Raw genomic sequence first — 17,325 nt, forward strand, 5'->3', positions numbered from 1 at the left:
TTATCCACGCCTTAGGGTGGGTCCGCCGGTCCGGACCGCCCCGGCCTGTGCGAAGAACCGCACAGCGCCTGACGAGATATGTGCGGAAAACCACACAGATCGCGGGGCGAGTCCCCCTGCTTCATCTTTGCCCAAATACTCCGACACAACGGCTCAGCCGCCTCAGCGCCGGAAATCCTCGGGCCGGATGCCGTACTTGGCCAGCTTGTCGTAGAAGGTCTTGCGCGGCAGTTTCAGCGCCCTGGCGGCCTCGGAGGCGCGCCCGTTCTGCCGCCCCAGCGCCGCGATCAGCAACGAGCGTTCGACACGCGCCATCTGTTCCGCCAGCCCCAGCTCGGCGGCGGAGGAGACCTCGTCCGACATGCCCAGCACGAAGCGCATGGCCGACGACATCAGCGAGCGCGCGTTGCCCGGCCAGTCCTGCACCATCAGCGCCGCCATGTGATCGGCGCGGATCTCGGGCGCCCGGATGCCGGCCTGTTCGGCGGCCTGGGCCACGTAATTGCGGAAGAGCACCGGGATGTCCTCGGGCCGCTCCGCCAGCGACGGCACCCGCAGGCCGGTGACCTGCAGGCGATAATAAAGCTCGGGGTTCAGCCGTCCGGCATCCTGCAGCACCTCGCTGTCCTGCGAATTGCCGGCCATGATCCGGGCCACCGGCGCCTCCTCCAGCGCCTCGATCAGGGCGATCTGGGTGTCGGCCGGCAGCTGCACGATCTCGTCGAGAAAAAGCGCCCCGCCCGAGGCCGCCGCCAGCGCGGCGTCCAGCCCCTCGCGGTCGAGCCCGGCGCTGGCGCGTTTCTCGAACGGCCCCTTGGAGCGGGCCGAACACAGGTGAATGACCTCGGCCACCTTGGAGATCCCGGTGCCCGGCGCACCCTCGATCAGCACCGGCGTCTCCAGCTCGGCCAGCCGGCGCACCCGGGCGCGCAGCCCCTCGGCCAGGTCCGAGACGCCGAAGATCAGCCGCGCCGCCGGATCGCCCGTCTCGGCCCGGGCCCGCGCGGCGCGCTGGCTCAGCACGCCAAGGCGCGCCTCAAGCGCCCGGCTCAGCGTCTGCACCAGCTCGGCCGGCGCGCAGGGCTTTTCAAGGAAACCGAAGGCGCCGCGTTCCATCGCGCGCACGGCCATCGGGATGTCGCCCTCGCCGGTCAGCAGCACCACGGGCAGCTCGTCATCCACGTCGCGCGCGTAATCCAGCAGGTGGAACCCGTCGCGCCCCGGCATCCGGATGTCCGACAGGATCACCCCGGGAAAATCCCGCGTGATCCGGTCCTTGGCCGCCACGAAGGACCCCGCCTGGATCGGCTCCAGCTCCGCCAGCTCCAGCGTCTGGGCCAGCGCCTCGCGGACCGAGGCATCGTCTTCCACCAGAAGCACCCTGCCGTTCATGCCGCCTCTCCCGTCGCGCCCGGTTCGTCCCAGCTTTCCAGCTCGACGGTAAAGACCGCCCCGCCGCCGTCGGCATTGGCGCCGCGAATGTCACCGCCAAAGCTTTGCACCAGCCCGTAGGAGATCGACAGGCCCAGGCCAAGCCCTTCGTCGCTGCCGACCTCGCGGGTGGTATAGAACGGCTCGAAGATGCGGTCGGGATCGGCGATGCCGGGCCCGATGTCGCGCAGGCGGACGGAAATGCGCGCGCCCTGCTCCAGCGTGATCGCGATGGCGCGGTCCTCCTGCGCCATCATCGCATCGGCGGCATTGGTGATCAGGTTGACGAAGACCTGCACCAGCCGCACCTCGCCGCCCCGCACCGGCACCGGCGCCTGTGGCGGGGTCCAGTCCAGCCGCACCGCGTCGCGGGTCAGCCGCGCCTCGGTCATCTCCACGGCCGCATTGATCACCTGCACCACGTCCACGCGGCTCATCGGCTCGCTTTCGTTGCGGGCAAAGGCGCGCAGGTTGCGGATGATCCGCGCGGCGCGCTGTGCCAGCGCCGAGATCTTGTCGAGATTGCCGCGCGCCATGTCGGGCCGGTCGCGGTCGAGGAACGCCGCGCCATTCTCGGCAAACTGCCGGATCGCCATCAGGGGCTGGTTCAGCTCGTGGCTGATGCCCGCGCTCATCTGGCCCAGGGCCGACAGCTTGCCGGCCTGGATCAGCTCGGCCTGCGCACGTTTCAGCGCGGCCTCGGCCTCCTCGCGTTCGGCCACCTCGCGCCGCAGCCTGGCATTGGCCTGGGTCAGCGCCCGGGTCCGCGCGGCCACACGCGTCTCCAGCTTGGCATTGGCCAGCGCCAGCGCGCGGCGCCGTTCGGTGGCCAGCTTCAGCATCAGCCCGAAGGCCAGGCAGATCGCGGCCACGGCGGCGCCCTGTGTCAGCGCCAGCCGCCGCGCCGGGGCAAGATCGACAAGGATGTTCGCCGTCAGCCCGATCACCGGCAGCGGCTGCGCCAGGTGCAGGGCGTGGCGCGGGACGTAAGGGCTCCATCCCATGCGCCAGACCTCGTGCCCGCCCACGTCGCGCGCGCGGGTCTGCGGCACCGGGCCGTTCGGCGGCTGCAGCCCGGGCGTCCCCGGCACCTGTTCCCAGAACAGAAGCTCCGACCGGTTGGTGATGAAGACCATGCCATCGGCGTCGACGAAATAGACCGGCGCGCGCCCCCCGCGCCAGTCCTCCTCCAGGTCATCCACGTCGACCGTGACCACAACCGCCCCCCGGATCCGGCCCCCGGGCGCAAAGACCGGCGCGGCAAAGGACCATTCCCGCCTCGCCTCGCGCCCCCTGCGGCCATGCGCATCGCCAAGCGCCCCCTGCATCGCGCGCCTGAAATCCGCCGCCGTCGCCAGGTCGCCCCCCGCGCCGCTGGCCGACACCACGATCGCACCGCCGGCATCGGCAAAGACCAGGTCCAGCGCCGAGGTCTTGTCCGCGACCGTCCGCAGCACCTCCTGCGCGGCGGCGCGGGCCGCGGGGCTGTCGAGATCCTCGAGCACCGGGTGATCGGCCATCAGCACGGCAAGCTCGCGGTAGGTCTGCATCTGCGAGGTCAGGCTGTCGGCGGCCAGCGCCATGTCGGACATGCCCCGCCGCGCCAGCTGATCCACCGCCTGCCGATAACCCAGCTGCCCGGCCAGCGCGGCCAGAAGGGCCACGACAGCCAGGAAGATCGCCACACCGGCGCGGTTCTCCTCGGTCAGATCGCTCATCGGACGAAACGGTAGCAAAGGCCCCCTTGCATTGACCAGTGCGCCCGGTCATCTGGTGCCATGCAGCGCCTCGTCCAGTCCCCCACCGACCCCGCCTTCGTCCAGGACCCCTACCCGGTCTATGACCGCGCCCGCGCCATGGGGCCGCTGGTGTTCTGGGAAGACTACGGCATGGTCGCCGCCTTCGGCCAGCCCCAGGTCCACGCGCTGCTGCGCGACCGCCGCTTCGGCCGCGAACGCCCCGCCGAGATGCCGGAGGACCGGCCCGCCCATCTCGCCCCCTGGCTGGCGGTCGAGGACACCTCGCTGCTCGATGCCGAACCGCCGCGCCACACCCGCCTGCGCGGTCTGGTGCTGCGCGCCTTCACCTCGCGCCGCATCACCGCCATGGCGTCCGACATCACGCAGCTTTGCCACGACCTGGTGGACCGGTTCCCCGAGGGCCCCTTCGACCTGCTGCCCGCCTATTGCACCGCCGTGCCCGTCACCGTGATCTGCCGCCTGCTGGGCGTGCCCGAGGCCGACGCCGACCGGCTGCTGGACTGGAGCCACCGCATGGTCGCCATGTACCAGGCCAGCCGCACCCGCGCGACCGAGGACAGCGCCGCCGCCGCCTCGGCCGCCTTCACCGCCTACCTGCGCGACTATATCGACGACCGCCGCAAGACCCCCTCGGACGACCTGATCTCCAGCCTGATCGCGGCCGAGGAGGACGGCACGAAGCTCTCCACCGACGAGCTGATCGGCACCTGCATCCTGCTGCTGAACGCGGGCCACGAGGCGACGGTGCACGGTCTGGCCAACGGGGTGAAGACGATGCTGCGGCTGGGCCTCGACCCGGCCTGGATGGCGCCGGACACCATCGCCGCCACGGTCGAGGAGATCCTGCGCTACGACCCGCCCCTGCACATGTTCACGCGCTACGCCTACGAGGACATGGAGCTTTTGGGCCATGCCTTCCGCCGCGGCGACGAGGTCGCGCTGATGCTGGCCGCCGCCAACCGCGACCCCTCGGTCTGGCCCAACCCGGAGGTGTTCGACCCGTCACGCGCCCAGACCACCCACACCAGCCTCGGCGGGGGCCTGCATTTCTGCGTCGGCGCGCCGCTCGCCCGGCTGGAGATGCAGATCGCCCTGCCCGTCCTGTTCGACCGCTGCCCCGGCCTGCACCTTACCGAGACGCCAGACTTCGCCGACACCTACCATTTTCACGGGCTCACACGGCTGGTGGTGGCGCGCTGAACGGGGACCTGCGCCGGTTGCAGGCGTTGCGTCGGAGTATTTTTCCCAAGGTGAAGACAGGGGCGCAGCGCGACGCCCCCCACCTTCGGCTTGTTTGCAGATGTCGGATCCCCTGGTTGCAAACTCCGGCACCATAGGGCCAGCGTGCGCACCCCATGTCTTCACCTTGGAAAAATACCTCCGGGGGAGTCGCCAAAGGCGACGGGGGCAGCGCCCCCTTCTACCCGTCCAGAGGCAGCATCGTCGTGGACTTGATCTCTTCCATCGACAGAAGCGCCGTCACGTTGTGCACCCGCACCTCGGAAATCAGCGCCTGGTAGAAGGCGTCATAGGCCCGCGCGTTTCGCACCCGGACCTTCAGGATATAGTCGATGTCACCCGCCAGCCGGTGCGCCTCCTGCACTTCGGGGCGCTCCTGCAACGCCTTGAGGAACTGGCGCTGCCAGTCGGCCTCGTGCGCCGAGGTGCGGATCAGCACGAAGAAGGTCGCCTCGAACCCCAGTGCCTCGGCATCGAGGATCACCGTCTGCTGGCCGATCACGCCGGCCTCGCGCAGCTTGCGGATTCGGTTCCAGACCGGTGTCTTGGACGACCCGACCGCAGTCGCGATCTCCTCCAGCGACTGGCCCGCGTCGCGCTGCAGTTCCGCAAGGATTTTCCGATCCGTCTCGTCGATGCGCACCGTCATTCCGTCTCTCCCGGCATTCGCAAATCTTTTGCCTCCGCAGCATCGCATCTTGGAACACATGTCCTTATTTGGCCAGAGGCCTAGTGGGAAAGGGGGATTTTTTCCTACATTGAATGGCAGAACAGCCATGGACGCCGCAATGCAGCACTTTCCGATCTTCCTCGCGCTTTCCGAACGCAGCATCGTCCTCTCCGGCGGCGGCGAGGCCGCGCTGGCGAAGCTGCGGCTTTTGATGAAATCCGAGGCCGCGATTGTCGTCCATGCCGAAGCGCCCGAGGACGAGATCGTCCGCTGGGCGGCCGATGGCCGGCTGACGCTGGTGCGCCGCCCGCTGGCCGAAGGCGACGTGAAAGGCGCGGCGCTTTTCTATGCCGCCGACGAGGACGAGGCCGAGGACAAGCGCACCGCCGCGATTGCCAAGGCAGAGGGCGCGCTGGTCAACATCGTCGACAACCTCGCCGACAGCGAGTTCATCACCCCCGCCATCGTGGACCGCGATCCGGTCACCGTGGCCATCGGCACCGAGGGCGCGGCCCCCGTTCTGGCCCGCGCGATCAAGGCCGATCTGGAGGCGCGCCTGCCCGCCACGCTGGGCCCGCTCGCCCGCATCGGCAAGGCCTTCCGCAAGATGGCCGAGGCCCTGCCTCATGGCCGCGCGCGCCGGGATTTCTGGCAGGATTACTATTTCGACGCCGGCCCCCGCGCGATTGCCGAGGGCGAGGACAAGGTCGATGCCGCGCTGGACGACCTGCTGACCCGTCATCTGGGCCGTGAGGCGGCGCCGGGCCACGTGGCCTTTGTCGGCGCGGGCCCCGGCGATCCGGAGCTTCTGACGCTGAAGGCGCGCAAGGCGCTCGATGCCGCCGACGTGGTGATCTACGACCGGCTTGTCAGCGGCGAGATCCTGGAACTCGCCCGCCGCGAGGCCGTAATGATCGACGCGGGCAAGGAGGCCTATGGCCCCTCGACCCCGCAGGACCAGATCAATCAGCTGATCACGAAACATGCCGGTGAGGGCCACCAGGTGGTGCGCCTGAAATCCGGCGACGCCACCGTTTTCGGCCGGCTGGACGAAGAGATCGAGGCCTGCGAGGCCGCCGGTGTCAGCTGGCATATCGTGCCGGGCATCACCTCGGCCTCGGCCGCCGTGGCCGGGATCGGACAGTCGCTGACCCGGCGCGGGCGCAATGCCTCGGTCCGGTTCCTGACCGGGCATGACATGAAGGGCTTTGCCGAGCAGGAATGGTCTGACCTTGCCAAGCCCGGCCAGGTCGCCGCGATCTACATGGGCAAGCGCGCCACCCGCTTCGTGCAGGGCCGGCTGCTGATCCATGGCGCCGACCGCGCCACGCCCGTCACCTTCGTCGAAAACGCCTCGCGCGTGGACCAGCGCGTTGTGTCCTCCACCATCGGGACCATGGCCGACGATCTCGCCAAGGCGGATCTGACCGGTCCCGCCCTCACCTTTCTCGGCCTGGCGCCGCGCGCCGCGCAAGGCGCCCTGGCCGACAATCCCCATGCCCTTCAAAAGGAGCTCGCCTGATGCCGCCACGCCCCTTCACGCCCAAAGTGGTGACCGCCAATGACCTGCTGGAGGGTGATGTCGTCTACCTCGCCGAGGACGGCAGCTGGACCCGCATCCTGTCCGAGGCCGCGCTGCTGACCGAGGAAGAGCACGCCAAGGCGCGCCTGGCCGAGGCCGAGACACAGCCCGAGAAGGTCGTGGGCGCCTACCTGACCGACATGAAGGCCGGAAAGAACGGCCCCGAACCCGTTCATTTCCGAGAAGATTTCCGCCGCACCGGCCCCAGCAACTATGCCCATGGCAAGCAGGAGGACCTGCAGCATGTATAAGTACAACGAATTCGACGAAGCGTTCCTTGCCGAACGCAACGCCCAGTTCCGCGCCCAGGTCGAGCGCCGCATCGGCGGCTCGCTCACCGAGGACGAATTCAAGCCCCTGCGCCTGATGAACGGTGTCTACCTGCAGCTGCATGCCTATATGCTGCGCGTCGCGATCCCCTACGGGACGCTGAACAGCGCGCAGATGCGCCAGCTCGGGCTGCTGGCCGAGAAGTGGGACAAGGGCTATGGCCATTTCACCACGCGCCAGAACATCCAGTACAACTGGCCGAAACTGCGCGATATTCCGGACATGCTCGACGCCCTGGGCGAGGTCGGCCTGCACGCGATCCAGACCTCCGGCAACACGATCCGCAACGTGACCGCCGACCATTTCGCCGGAGCCACCGCCGAAGAGGTCGCCGATCCGCGCCCCGTGGCCGAGCTGATCCGGCAATGGTCGACCGACCACCCGGAGTTCCAGTTCCTTGGCCGCAAGTTCAAGATCGCCATCACCGGCGCCGAACATGACCGCGCCGTCATCAAGGCCCATGACATCGGCCTGCGCCTGGTCGAGAAGAACGGCCAGCGCGGCTTCGAGGTGCTGGTGGGCGGCGGCCTTGGCCGGACACCGATGATCGGCAAGGTGATCCGCGATTTCCTGCCCCAGGCGGACCTGCTGCCGTACCTGGAGGCGATCCTGTCGGTCTACAACCTGCTCGGCCGGCGCGACAACAAGTACAAGGCCCGGATCAAGATCATGGTCCACGAGCACGGCATCGACGAGATCCGCGCCCGGGTCGAGGAACGCTTCGCTGCGATCCGTCCGACCTTCTCGGGCGTCGACCAGGAGATTCTGGCCGGGATCGAGGAGATGTTCGCGCCGCCAGCCTTCCGCAACGTGTCCGACGCGCCATTCAAGGCGGCCTATCACGAGGATCCGGTGTTCCGCTCCTGGTGCGACACCAACCTGTCGGCCCACAAGGCGGACGGCTATGCGATCGTGTCGATTTCGCTGAAGAAACAGGGCGCCACCCCCGGTGACGCCACGGCGGACCAGATGCGCCTGATGGGCGACCTGGCCGAAAAGTACGGCCATGACGAGCTGCGCATCAGCCACGAGCAGAACGTGATCCTGCCGCATGTCCACAAGTCCGACCTGCCGGCGCTGCACGCGGCGCTGAAGGAGGCGGATCTGGCCACGGCGAACATCGGCCTCGTGTCCGACATCATCGCCTGCCCAGGCATGGATTACTGCGCGCTGGCCACGGCCCGCTCGATCCCGATCGCACAGCAGATCGCCACCCGCTTCGAAGAGCTGAAGCTGGAACACGAGATCGGCGAGATGAAGATCAAGATCTCGGGCTGCATCAACGCCTGCGGTCACCATCACGTGGGCCATATCGGCATCCTCGGCCTCGATCGCGCGGGCGTCGAGAATTACCAGATCACGCTGGGCGGCGACGGCACCGAAACCGCGAGCCTGGGCACGCGGACCGGACCGGGGTTCTCTTACGAGGACATCGTGCCGGCCATCGAGCGCATCATGCGGACCTACCTGGACCTGCGCGAGGGCGAGGACGAGACCTTCCTCCAGGCCTATCGCCGGCTGGGCATGGATCCGTTCAAGGCAGCGCTTTACGAACAGGAAGCCCTCGCGGCGGAGTAAGCAGATGATGCATCCAGCCAACTCACTGAGAGACGACGCGGCCATCCCTTTCGAGACCCCGGAAGAGAAGGTCGCCGCTCTCAACAATCGCTACCGGCATCACTCGGCCACCGACGTGATGCAGGGGGCGCTGCGCGATGCGGGCCGCATCGCGCTGGTGTCGAGTTTCGGCGCGGAATCGGTCGTGCTGCTGCACATGGCGGCGGTGGTGGACAAATCCACCCCGGTGCTTTTCATCGACACCGAGATGCTGTTCACCGAGACGCTGGAGTACCAGCAGGAGGTGACGGAACGGCTTGGGCTGCGCAATGTGCGCGTGATCCGGGCGGCCGACATCGCGGAAAAGGATCCCTACGGCGCACTGCGGTTCTCGGACACCGATGCCTGCTGCGCGCTGCGCAAGACGATCCCGCTGCAACGGGCGCTTGACGGCTACGACGGCTGGATCACGGGCCGCAAGCGGTTCCAAAGCTCGACCCGTGCCGCGCTCGATTTCTTCGAGGTCGAGGACGGCACCGGCCGGATCAAGGTGAACCCGCTTGCCCACTGGGCGCCGGAAGACGTCCGCGCCTACATGGACGAGAACCGCCTGCCCCGGCATCCGCTGGTGGCGCAGGGCTATCCCTCGATCGGCTGCTGGCCCTGCACGTCGAAGGTCGAAGAGGGCGAAGACCCCCGTTCGGGCCGCTGGCGCGACAGCCAGAAGGACGAATGCGGGATCCATTTCGTCGACGGCAAGGCGGTACGCGGGCCGCTCTGACCCCGCGTCGCGCCCCCGGCCGGCGTGGCAAGTGAGTATTTGGACAAAGATGAAGGCACGGGCCTTCGCGAGAGGATGACAATGACGGTGCTTGTGACCGATACCGGGTTCGGCCCGGAGACATGGACGACGGGCTTTTCCGAGGCGGGCTCGCGAGAGACCGACGAGGGGCTCGACCTGGCCTCGGACGTGGATCCGCTTGAAGTCGAGCTTGACGGCGTGCCCGCGATCCGCGTGGATTTCCCCAGCTTCGCCGACGGGCGCGGTTTCACCATCGCGCGCCAGCTGCGCCTGCGCGGCTTTCAGGGCCGCCTGCGGGCGAAGGGCCACGTCCTGGCCGACCAATACGCCATGGCCCGCCGCGCGGGTTTTGACGAGGTCGAGATCGACGAAACCCTCGCCGAGCGCCAGCCGGAGGATCAATGGGTCTTCCGCGCCGACTGGGCTGCGCATAACTATCAGGCGCGCCTGCGCGGCTAAGCGCCGCGACCTGATTCAGATCAAGACGAACACAAGGAGACCGGTTTACCTCGGGCCGGTGATGCACAGAATGACGAACATGACACCCGTGACCCAAGGCGACCCCGCCGACAAACCCGCCGACAAGCCTGCCGTGAAGGCCCTTCCCGACGCACAGACCGTGACCGCGGTCGAGCATTGGACAGACCAGCTGTTCTCGTTCCGCGTGACGCGCCCGCAAAGCCTGCGCTTCCGGTCGGGCGAATTCGTGATGATCGGCCTGATGGGCGATCCCGACCCGAAGACCGGCAAGCAAAAGCCGCTGCTGCGCGCCTATTCCATCGCTTCTCCCGCCTGGGACGAAGAGCTGGAGTTCTACTCGATCAAGGTGCAGGACGGCCCGCTGACCTCCCGGCTGCAGCATATCAAGCCGGGCGACCAGATCATCCTGCGCCCCAAGCCCGTCGGCACGCTGGTGCATGACGCGCTGCTGCCCGGCAAGCGGCTGTGGTTCTTCGCCACCGGCACCGGATTCGCGCCCTTCGCTTCTCTCCTGCGCGAACCGGAAACCTTCGAGAAATACGACGAGATCGTCATCACCCACACCTGCCGCGACGTGGCCGAGCTGGAATATGGCCATCGCCTGATCGAGGCGCTGAAGGAAGACGAACTGCTCAACGAGGTGATCGGCGAGGGATTCTGGAAGAAGATTCGCTATTACCCGACTACGACCCGCGAAGAGAGCCCGAAGATGGGCCGGATCACCGATCTGCTGACCAATGGCACCGTATTCTCGGACCTCGGCATTCCGGCAATCACCCCGGACACCGACCGCGCCATGGTGTGCGGATCGCTGGGATTCAACACCGACATGAAAGACGTTCTCGAAGGATTCGGCCTGCGCGAAGGGGCCAATTCCGACCCCGCCGAGTACGTCGTCGAAAAGGCCTTCGTGGGCTGAAAAACACTCTCCAAACACGTCCCGATGCCGCCTGGTGTGGCATCGGGGATATACCTTACGGGCTGGGTATTTTTCTGACTATCTACGCTTGATTTGAAGAAACTCTTACGTTAACCACAAAGTTACCAAACGTTAAATATCCTGAGGGACCAATCATGTTCAACCTGCGACTCGGCACCATTTTCAACGACAATCTGTCGGCTGGCGGCCCTGCAAACATCTTCGTCGGCCTGTCCGGCGCTGATACCATCACCACCGACGGCTTCTTTGATTTCGCCTATGGCGGTTACAACAACGACACCATCATAATGGGCACTAACGGCGGCTACGCCCGTGTCTTCGGCGGCGCCGACAACGACAACTTCGTCGTCGAAGCCAGCCCGACCTCCTTCAGCTGGACCCGCATCGGCGACTTCCGCGAGGAAGGCGACGACCTGATCTACACCGGTCTGACCGACGCAGGTGAAGCCCGCGACCTCAACTATCGCGAGTATGACGGCAACCTGCTGATCAACGTCGACGGCCACCGCCTGTTCCTGACCAACACAACCTGGGCGGAAGTCGAAGACTACATCGTCTACGACGAAGTGCCGTTCGCCTGATAGGCGACATCGGGAATACCCTTTGGAAGCCTCCGGTCAATTTCGGCCGGGGGCTCTCAATATGTTGGCCAGAGACCGGAACAATAGTCATTCGAAAACAGGGCCCTTTTCATTTGGCCCGGGACAGCCTGGAATTATAAAATCGAATCCCGCATTGGGCGCCCGTTGATTTCAGGATATGGATGCCACCCAGGCGAGCAATACCCCCGATGCTTCGGCAATTGGGCCTGTTCGCTTTTACAATTTTGTTTCATTTCAAATTGCAGAAGTATGGGAATCAGAATTCCGCTGTCTTTCTCACAATGACGTCCGGGCCGTTCCGGAAGTTCCCTCCGTTAGATCCCTTTTTGCCGTGGCGTGCCGGCCACAGAGCGTTGGAGCGCGCGCCAGGCTCTCCCCTGCGCCGTCCCAGCCCCTCATCCGGGTCAACCGTTCAACGCCCCTCCGCGTCCCCCCTGCCCCGGGGCCGGCTGGACCTCTTCTCCAGTCCCGCATGCCCCGCGACGCGGCAAGCCGCCCGCCGCCGACCCGAGGACGCAGCAGCGACGGCCTCGCGCTGCCGCCCCGTCGCGAGCGCCTGGACACGCTTTCACCACGGCCTCTCGCCCCTGGCCCCGCTTTCGCCCCTCCGCGACGCCCCGCATGACGCCCGGGGCGACGTTTTTCACCTCCAGCCCCGCGGTTCCCGCTTGAAAGAAACCCGCTCCGGGATTACGTTCCGCATCCAGCAATTTATGGCAACTGAACAAGGATTGTCCCAATAGCCCGCAGACCGCACAACGCGCCGCCGACCCGAGACACTGGCCCGCGCGTGAACGACAAGATCCGCGCCCCCGAAATCCGGCTGATCGGCCCGGAGGGGCAGAACGTCGGGGTCGTCGCCCCGGCGAAGGCCCTCCAGCTGGCGGAGCAGGTCGGTCTCGACCTGGTCGAGATCTCGCCGAACGCGACGCCGCCCGTGTGCAAGATCATGGATTTCGGCAAGTTCAAGTACGAGACCCAGAAGCGCGAAGCCGAGGCCCGCAAGAAGCAGAAGATCATCGAGGTCAAGGAGGTCAAGTTCCGCCCGAACACCGACGTCCACGACTACGAGGTCAAGATGCGCAACGTCTTCAAGTTCCTCGAGAACGGCGACAAGGTGAAGGTCACCCTGCGCTTCCGCGGCCGCGAGATGGCCCACCAGAACCTTGGCCGCGAGCTTCTCGAACGGGTCGCCGACGACGTCAAGGAAATCGGCAAGATCGAGAACATGCCGAAGATGGAAGGCCGCCAGATGGTCATGATGATCGGGCCCGTCCCGGCCAAGTGATGCGGATCACGCGTGCCCGGGCGGTGCGCCGACACGGACAACAAAGCGCCCTGCCCGTCCGGCAGGGCGTTTTTCTTTGGTCTCTCCGGTCCCGACCAAACCCAAGTATCCGGGCGCACCAACGTCTGCGCCCGGCCGCCGGAGATGTCAGGAGCACCCTGTCAGCAGCATATGTCAGGAGCCCCACGCGCACACCGCACCCCTGTGCGTGACCGCGCACGCAAGGATCACAAAGCCAAAGGCAACATTGTCAGGAGCACCCTGTCAGGAGCCGTGCCGAACCCTCTCTTCAGAGCTTCTGGAACGGCATCAGCCAGGCTCTCGAACTCAGCTCCACCATCTTTCCGGTCTCTTCGGTATAGCGGTTGATCATGCGCTGAATGAACTCCGCCTGCAGCCTGTGCAGTTCGGTCATGTCGCGGCAATGGAGCAGCTTGTGCTGGAACTGCACGTCCTCGTGCACCCGCTCGGCCAGGAAATCCAGCACCTCGCTGCCCAGGTCCGCCATGCGCTCGGCGTATTCGGTGCCCATCCAGGGCATGGCGGCAAACCCCATCTGCTGCAGCTTCGCCACGGTCTCGTGGACGGCCTGCGTGGCCTCTTCGCTCGCCTTCGACGTCTGTGGCATCGGGGTCCCTCCTTCATCCATGTTCCGACGGGCAGCTTCGCATCAAATGCCGGGATTTGAATTGATCCCGATCAAGTGCCACCCGCGATCCCCGCCATCTTTGCCCGGAGCGCCCTCCAACGCAAAAGCGCCCCGGCCATCACGACCGGGGCGCCATGTCCCTTCACGAAAACAGGCTCAGCCGGCCGCCGCCACCGCGCGCCTGGTCATCACACCGACCAGATGGGCGCGATAGGCCTTGGTGCCGTGGATGTCGCCGATCATGTTGTCGGCCAGGATCGACAGGTCCGTCAGCGCATCGGGCCGGAATTCCTTGCCCAGCGCCTCCTCAGCTTCGGTCCAGCGGAACACCCCGTCTTCCGAGGCTCCGGTCACCGCCACCCGCACGCCGTCGGCGAATTTCGCCACGAAGACACCGACCATGGGAAAGCGCGAGGCGGGCTGTTCGAACTTCTGGTAGTTTGCCGCCTGCGGGATCGGAAAGCGCACGCCGGTGATGATCTCGCCCTCGTTCAGAGCCGTGGTGAACAGGCCCTGGAAAAAGTCATCCGCCGCGATCTCGCGGTTGTTGGTCATGATCGTCGCCCCCGAGGCCAGCGCCGCCGCCGGATAGCAGGCGGCGGGATCGTTGTTGGCGAGTGACCCGCCGATGGTGCCGCGGTTGCGCACCGCCGGATCGCCGATCTTCAGCGCCAGCGCCGCCAGCCCCGGATAGGCCCCGGCCTCGGCCGCCACGGTGGCATGGGTGGTCGCCCCCCCGATGGTCAGCGTGGCACCATCCGACGACACGCCCTTCATCTCGGCGATCCCCGCCAGCGACACCAGCTTCGACGGCATCGCCAGCCGCTGCTTCAGCGTCGGGATCAGCGTCTGCCCGCCGCCCAGCGCCTGGGCTTCCTCCGCCCCCAGCGCCGTCACCGCATCGGCGATCGTGGCCGGCTTTTCGAACTCGAAATTATACATCTCTCGGTCTCCCCGAAGAGGCCGGGCGACACGCCCCCCTCTTCTTCTTGGTCCAAATACCTCCGGGGGGTCCGGGGGGCAGCGCCCCCCGAAACCGGGCCCGGTCCTAGCCGTTCATCGCCGCCCAGACGCGCCCCGGGGACAGCGGCATGTCGATATGCGTCACATCCTTGCCGCCCGACTGCAGCGCGTCAATCACCGCGTTCACCACCGACGGGGGCGAGCCGATCGCCCCAGCCTCGCCACAGCCCTTCACGCCCAGCGGGTTATGGGTGCAGGGCGTCTGGCAGGAATGATCCACCGCGTAGAACGGCACGTCATCTGCGCGCGGCATGGCGTAATCCATGTAGGACGCGCTCAGCAGCTGGCCGTTCTCGTCATAGACGGCGCCCTCCAGCAGCGCCTGCCCGATGCCCTGGGCGATCCCGCCGTGCACCTGGCCATCGACGATCATCGGGTTGACCACGTTGCCGAAATCATCGGCCGCCGCGAAACGTTCGATGGTCACCTTGCCGGTCTCCGGGTCGACCTCGACCTCGCAGGCATAGGCGCCCGAGGGATAGGTGAAGTTCGACGGATCGTAGAACGCCGTCTCCTCCAGCCCCGGCTCGATATCCTCCAGCGGATAGTTGTGCGGCACGTAGGCCGCCAGGCAGACATCGCCCCAGGCCACCGACTTGTCTGTGCCCGCGACCGAGAACTGGCCGTCCTTCAGCTCGATATCGCCTTCGGAGGCCTCCATCAGATGCGCCGCGATCTTCTTCGTCTTGTTGATGATCTTCTCGGCCGCGCGCACCATGGCCGAGCCCCCCACCGCCAGAGAGCGCGACCCATAGGTGCCCATGCCCATCGGCGTGTTGGCGGTGTCGCCATGCACGATCTCGACCATGCTCTCGTCGATGCCGATCATCTCGGCGATCACCTGCGGGAAAGAGGTCTCGTGCCCCTGCCCGTGGCTGTGCGAGCCGGTCATGACCACGAGGCCCCCCGTCGCATTCACCCGCACCGTGGCGCTTTCATAAAGCCCCGCGCGCGCGCCCAGCTGGCCCACCAGCTGCGAGGGTGCGATGCCGCAGGCCTCGATATAGCAGTTCACGCCAAGACCGCGCAGCTTGCCCTTCGCCTCGCTCTCGGCACGGCGGGCGGCGAAGCCTTTGAGATCGGCGATCTCCTCCAGCTTGTCCATGGTCGCGACATAATTGCCGGTGTCGTATTCCACGGCCACGGGCGTCGCATAGGGGAACTCGGTGATGAAGTTCTGGCGGCGCAGCGCGATCGGGTCCACGCCCAGCTCGCGCGCCGCCTTGTCGATGACCCGCTCCAGCTGGAACGTCGCCTCCGGCCGCCCCGCACCGCGATAGGCATCCACCGGCACCGTGTTGGTAAAAACCGCCTTCACGTTCACGTAGATCAGCGGCGTCTTGTAATTGCCGGCCATCAGCGTGCCATGCAGCCAGGTCGGCACCGAGGGCGCGAAGGTCGACAGATAGGCGCCCATGTTGGCGTAGGTTTCGGTGCGCAGCGCGGTGAAGTTGTTGTCCGCATCCAGCGCCAGCTCGATCTTCGTCACGTGATCGCGCCCGTGCGCGTCCGAGACAAACGCCTCCGACCGCGACGACGTCCATTTCACGGGCCGGTTCAGCGCCTTCGCCGCGAAGGTGCAGAACGCCTCTTCGGCATAGTGGAAGATCTTGGTGCCAAAACCCCCCCCCACGTCGGGCGCGACGACGCGCAGCTTGTGCTCGGGGATTCCCAGCACGAAGGCCCCCATCAACAGCCGGATCACATGCGGGTTCTGCGAGGTCGTGTACAGCGTCGAATCCCCGCTCGCGCGGTTGAAATCGCCCACCGCCACGCGCGGCTCCATCGGGTTGGCGATCAGCCGGTTGTTCACCAGTTCCAGCGTCGTCACATGCGCCGCCGAATTGATGGCGGCGTCCACCGCCTCGCGGTTCTCCTCGACGAAGCCCCAGTCATAGCAGAGGTTCGAGGTCAGATCGTCGTGCACCTTGGGCGCATCGGGCTGCACGGCGGCCTTCATGTCGATGACGGCGGGCAGCTCTTCGATGTCGAACTCGATCGCCTCGGCGGCGTCGCGCGCCTGGGCCGCGGTTTCGGCCACGACGGCGGCAATCGGGTCGCCCACATGGCGCACCTTGCCCTGGGCCAGCACCGGGTGGGCGGGTTCCTGCATCACCTCGCCGTGGCGGTCCGTCACCTGCCAGCCGCAGGGCAGCCCGCCGATGCCTTCGAAATCCGCCCCGGTGAAGACCTTCAGCACGCCGGGCATCGCCTCGGCCGCCGCGGTATCAAGCGAATTGATCCTCCCGTGCGCCAGATCCGAGCGCAGGAAATGGACATAGGCCTGGCCCCGGATGTTGATGTCGTCGGTGTAGTTCCCGGTTCCGGTCAGGAACCGCACGTCCTCGCGCCGCTTGTTGCTGGCGCCGATGCCATGATCTTTCGGCATGTCCAATCCTCCCTGATGCGATGCGTGCAGCCACGCACCCTGTGCCCACAGTCCGTCCCGTCCTCCACGGTCCGGCCGCAGGCTTACTCCGCGGCGATGGCCGACACGTCCTGACCCGACGCGGCCATGATCGCCTTGACGATGTTGTGATACCCGGTGCAGCGGCAGATGTTGCCCTGCAGGTAGGCGCGGATCTCGGCCTCGGTCGGCTGCGGATTGTCCTTCAGCAGCGCCGCCGCCGACATCACCATGCCCGGCGTGCAGAACCCGCATTGCAGCCCGTGGTGATCCTGGAACGCCTGCTGGATCACGTTCAGCGATCCATCCGCGTTGGCCTGCCCCTCGATCGTGGCCACCTCGGCCCCCTCGGCCTCCAGCGCCAGCATCGTGCAGGCTTTCACCGCCGCGCCGTCCACATGCACCACGCAGGCGCCGCACTGGCTGGTGTCACAGCCCACGTGCGTGCCGGTCAGCCCCAGCCCGTCGCGCAGGAACTGGACCAGCAGCGTGCGGCCCTCCACGTCGCCGGACATGGCCTTGCCATTCACGGTCATCGAGACCTTTGTCATGGGATCCTCCCCTT

16 protein-coding genes are annotated in these 17,325 nt (G+C 66.6%); 9 read left to right on the plus strand and 7 right to left on the minus strand.

Annotated elements, in window-relative coordinates:
* Positions 1 to 162: 162 nt before the first annotated feature.
* The gene (locus ATO3_RS04160; protein ID WP_088648506.1) at positions 163 to 1,392 is read right to left on the minus strand and encodes a sigma-54-dependent transcriptional regulator; all 1,230 of its coding nucleotides are present in this window, start codon (positions 1,390 to 1,392) and stop codon (positions 163 to 165) included.
* A complete protein-coding gene (locus tag ATO3_RS04165; RefSeq protein WP_088648507.1) occupies positions 1,389 to 3,149 on the minus strand; it encodes a sensor histidine kinase in 1,761 nt (586 codons plus the stop codon). The genes ATO3_RS04160 and ATO3_RS04165 overlap by 4 nt, the downstream gene beginning before the upstream one ends.
* Positions 3,150 to 3,209: 60 nt before the next feature.
* Between ATO3_RS04165 and ATO3_RS04170 the strand changes: the two genes are divergently transcribed.
* Positions 3,210 to 4,391, plus strand: a complete 1,182-nt coding sequence (locus tag ATO3_RS04170) for a cytochrome P450 (RefSeq protein WP_088648508.1) — start codon at positions 3,210 to 3,212, stop codon at positions 4,389 to 4,391.
* A 220-nt stretch (positions 4,392 to 4,611) separates the two neighbouring features.
* Here the strand turns inward: ATO3_RS04170 and ATO3_RS04175 are convergent, their stop codons facing one another.
* Positions 4,612 to 5,079 carry an Lrp/AsnC family transcriptional regulator gene (locus ATO3_RS04175; protein ID WP_088648509.1) on the minus strand — a complete coding sequence of 156 codons (468 nt, stop codon included), beginning with the start codon at positions 5,077 to 5,079 and terminating at the stop codon, positions 4,612 to 4,614.
* Between the two features lie 139 nt (positions 5,080 to 5,218).
* On the opposite strand from ATO3_RS04175, the gene cysG reads away from it, so the two are divergent.
* From cysG to infC, 8 genes are all read left to right on the plus strand, one after another.
* Positions 5,219 to 6,622 carry a siroheme synthase CysG gene (gene cysG / locus ATO3_RS04180; protein WP_088648729.1) on the plus strand — a complete coding sequence of 468 codons (1,404 nt, stop codon included), beginning with the start codon at positions 5,219 to 5,221 and terminating at the stop codon, positions 6,620 to 6,622.
* The gene (locus tag ATO3_RS04185; protein WP_088648510.1) at positions 6,622 to 6,933 is read left to right on the plus strand and encodes a DUF2849 domain-containing protein; all 312 of its coding nucleotides are present in this window, start codon (positions 6,622 to 6,624) and stop codon (positions 6,931 to 6,933) included. Before cysG ends, ATO3_RS04185 begins: the two co-directional genes overlap by 1 nt.
* Positions 6,926 to 8,590 (plus strand): nitrite/sulfite reductase, encoded by a 1,665-nt coding sequence (locus ATO3_RS04190; RefSeq protein ID WP_088648511.1) that lies wholly within the window; start codon positions 6,926 to 6,928, stop codon positions 8,588 to 8,590. Before ATO3_RS04185 ends, ATO3_RS04190 begins: the two co-directional genes overlap by 8 nt.
* Positions 8,591 to 8,597: 7 nt before the next feature.
* Positions 8,598 to 9,350, plus strand: a complete 753-nt coding sequence (locus ATO3_RS04195) for a phosphoadenylyl-sulfate reductase (protein ID WP_233152034.1) — start codon at positions 8,598 to 8,600, stop codon at positions 9,348 to 9,350.
* An 81-nt stretch (positions 9,351 to 9,431) separates the two neighbouring features.
* Positions 9,432 to 9,830, plus strand: coding sequence for a DUF934 domain-containing protein (locus ATO3_RS04200; RefSeq protein ID WP_088648513.1), 399 nt, complete (start codon positions 9,432 to 9,434; stop codon positions 9,828 to 9,830).
* Between the two features lie 70 nt (positions 9,831 to 9,900).
* Positions 9,901 to 10,770 carry a ferredoxin--NADP reductase gene (locus ATO3_RS04205; protein WP_088648514.1) on the plus strand — a complete coding sequence of 290 codons (870 nt, stop codon included), beginning with the start codon at positions 9,901 to 9,903 and terminating at the stop codon, positions 10,768 to 10,770.
* Positions 10,771 to 10,925: 155 nt separating this feature from the next.
* A complete protein-coding gene (locus ATO3_RS04210) occupies positions 10,926 to 11,372 on the plus strand; it encodes a hypothetical protein (protein ID WP_088648515.1) in 447 nt (148 codons plus the stop codon).
* Between the two features lie 811 nt (positions 11,373 to 12,183).
* Complete coding sequence (infC, locus tag ATO3_RS04215; RefSeq protein WP_233152021.1) at positions 12,184 to 12,681, plus strand: translation initiation factor IF-3; 498 nt, start codon at positions 12,184 to 12,186, stop codon at positions 12,679 to 12,681.
* 289 nt (positions 12,682 to 12,970) lie between these two features.
* On the opposite strand, the gene ATO3_RS04220 is transcribed toward infC, so the two are convergent.
* The 4 genes from ATO3_RS04220 to ATO3_RS04235 all read right to left on the minus strand — a co-directional run bounded on the left by ATO3_RS04220 (position 12,971) and on the right by ATO3_RS04235 (position 17,311).
* A complete protein-coding gene (locus ATO3_RS04220; protein ID WP_158217899.1) occupies positions 12,971 to 13,309 on the minus strand; it encodes a phasin family protein in 339 nt (112 codons plus the stop codon).
* Between the two features lie 177 nt (positions 13,310 to 13,486).
* Positions 13,487 to 14,272 carry an FAD binding domain-containing protein gene (locus ATO3_RS04225; protein WP_088648518.1) on the minus strand — a complete coding sequence of 262 codons (786 nt, stop codon included), beginning with the start codon at positions 14,270 to 14,272 and terminating at the stop codon, positions 13,487 to 13,489.
* Between the two features lie 106 nt (positions 14,273 to 14,378).
* Complete coding sequence (locus tag ATO3_RS04230) at positions 14,379 to 16,742, minus strand: xanthine dehydrogenase family protein molybdopterin-binding subunit (protein ID WP_088648519.1); 2,364 nt, start codon at positions 16,740 to 16,742, stop codon at positions 14,379 to 14,381.
* A gap of 83 nt (positions 16,743 to 16,825) precedes the next feature.
* Positions 16,826 to 17,311 (minus strand): (2Fe-2S)-binding protein, encoded by a 486-nt coding sequence (locus tag ATO3_RS04235; RefSeq protein ID WP_088648520.1) that lies wholly within the window; start codon positions 17,309 to 17,311, stop codon positions 16,826 to 16,828.
* Positions 17,312 to 17,325: the final 14 nt, after the last annotated feature.

The sequence above is a fragment of the Marinibacterium profundimaris genome (assembly GCF_002210095.1).
In the GTDB taxonomy this organism is placed as follows: domain Bacteria; phylum Pseudomonadota; class Alphaproteobacteria; order Rhodobacterales; family Rhodobacteraceae; genus Marinibacterium; species Marinibacterium profundimaris.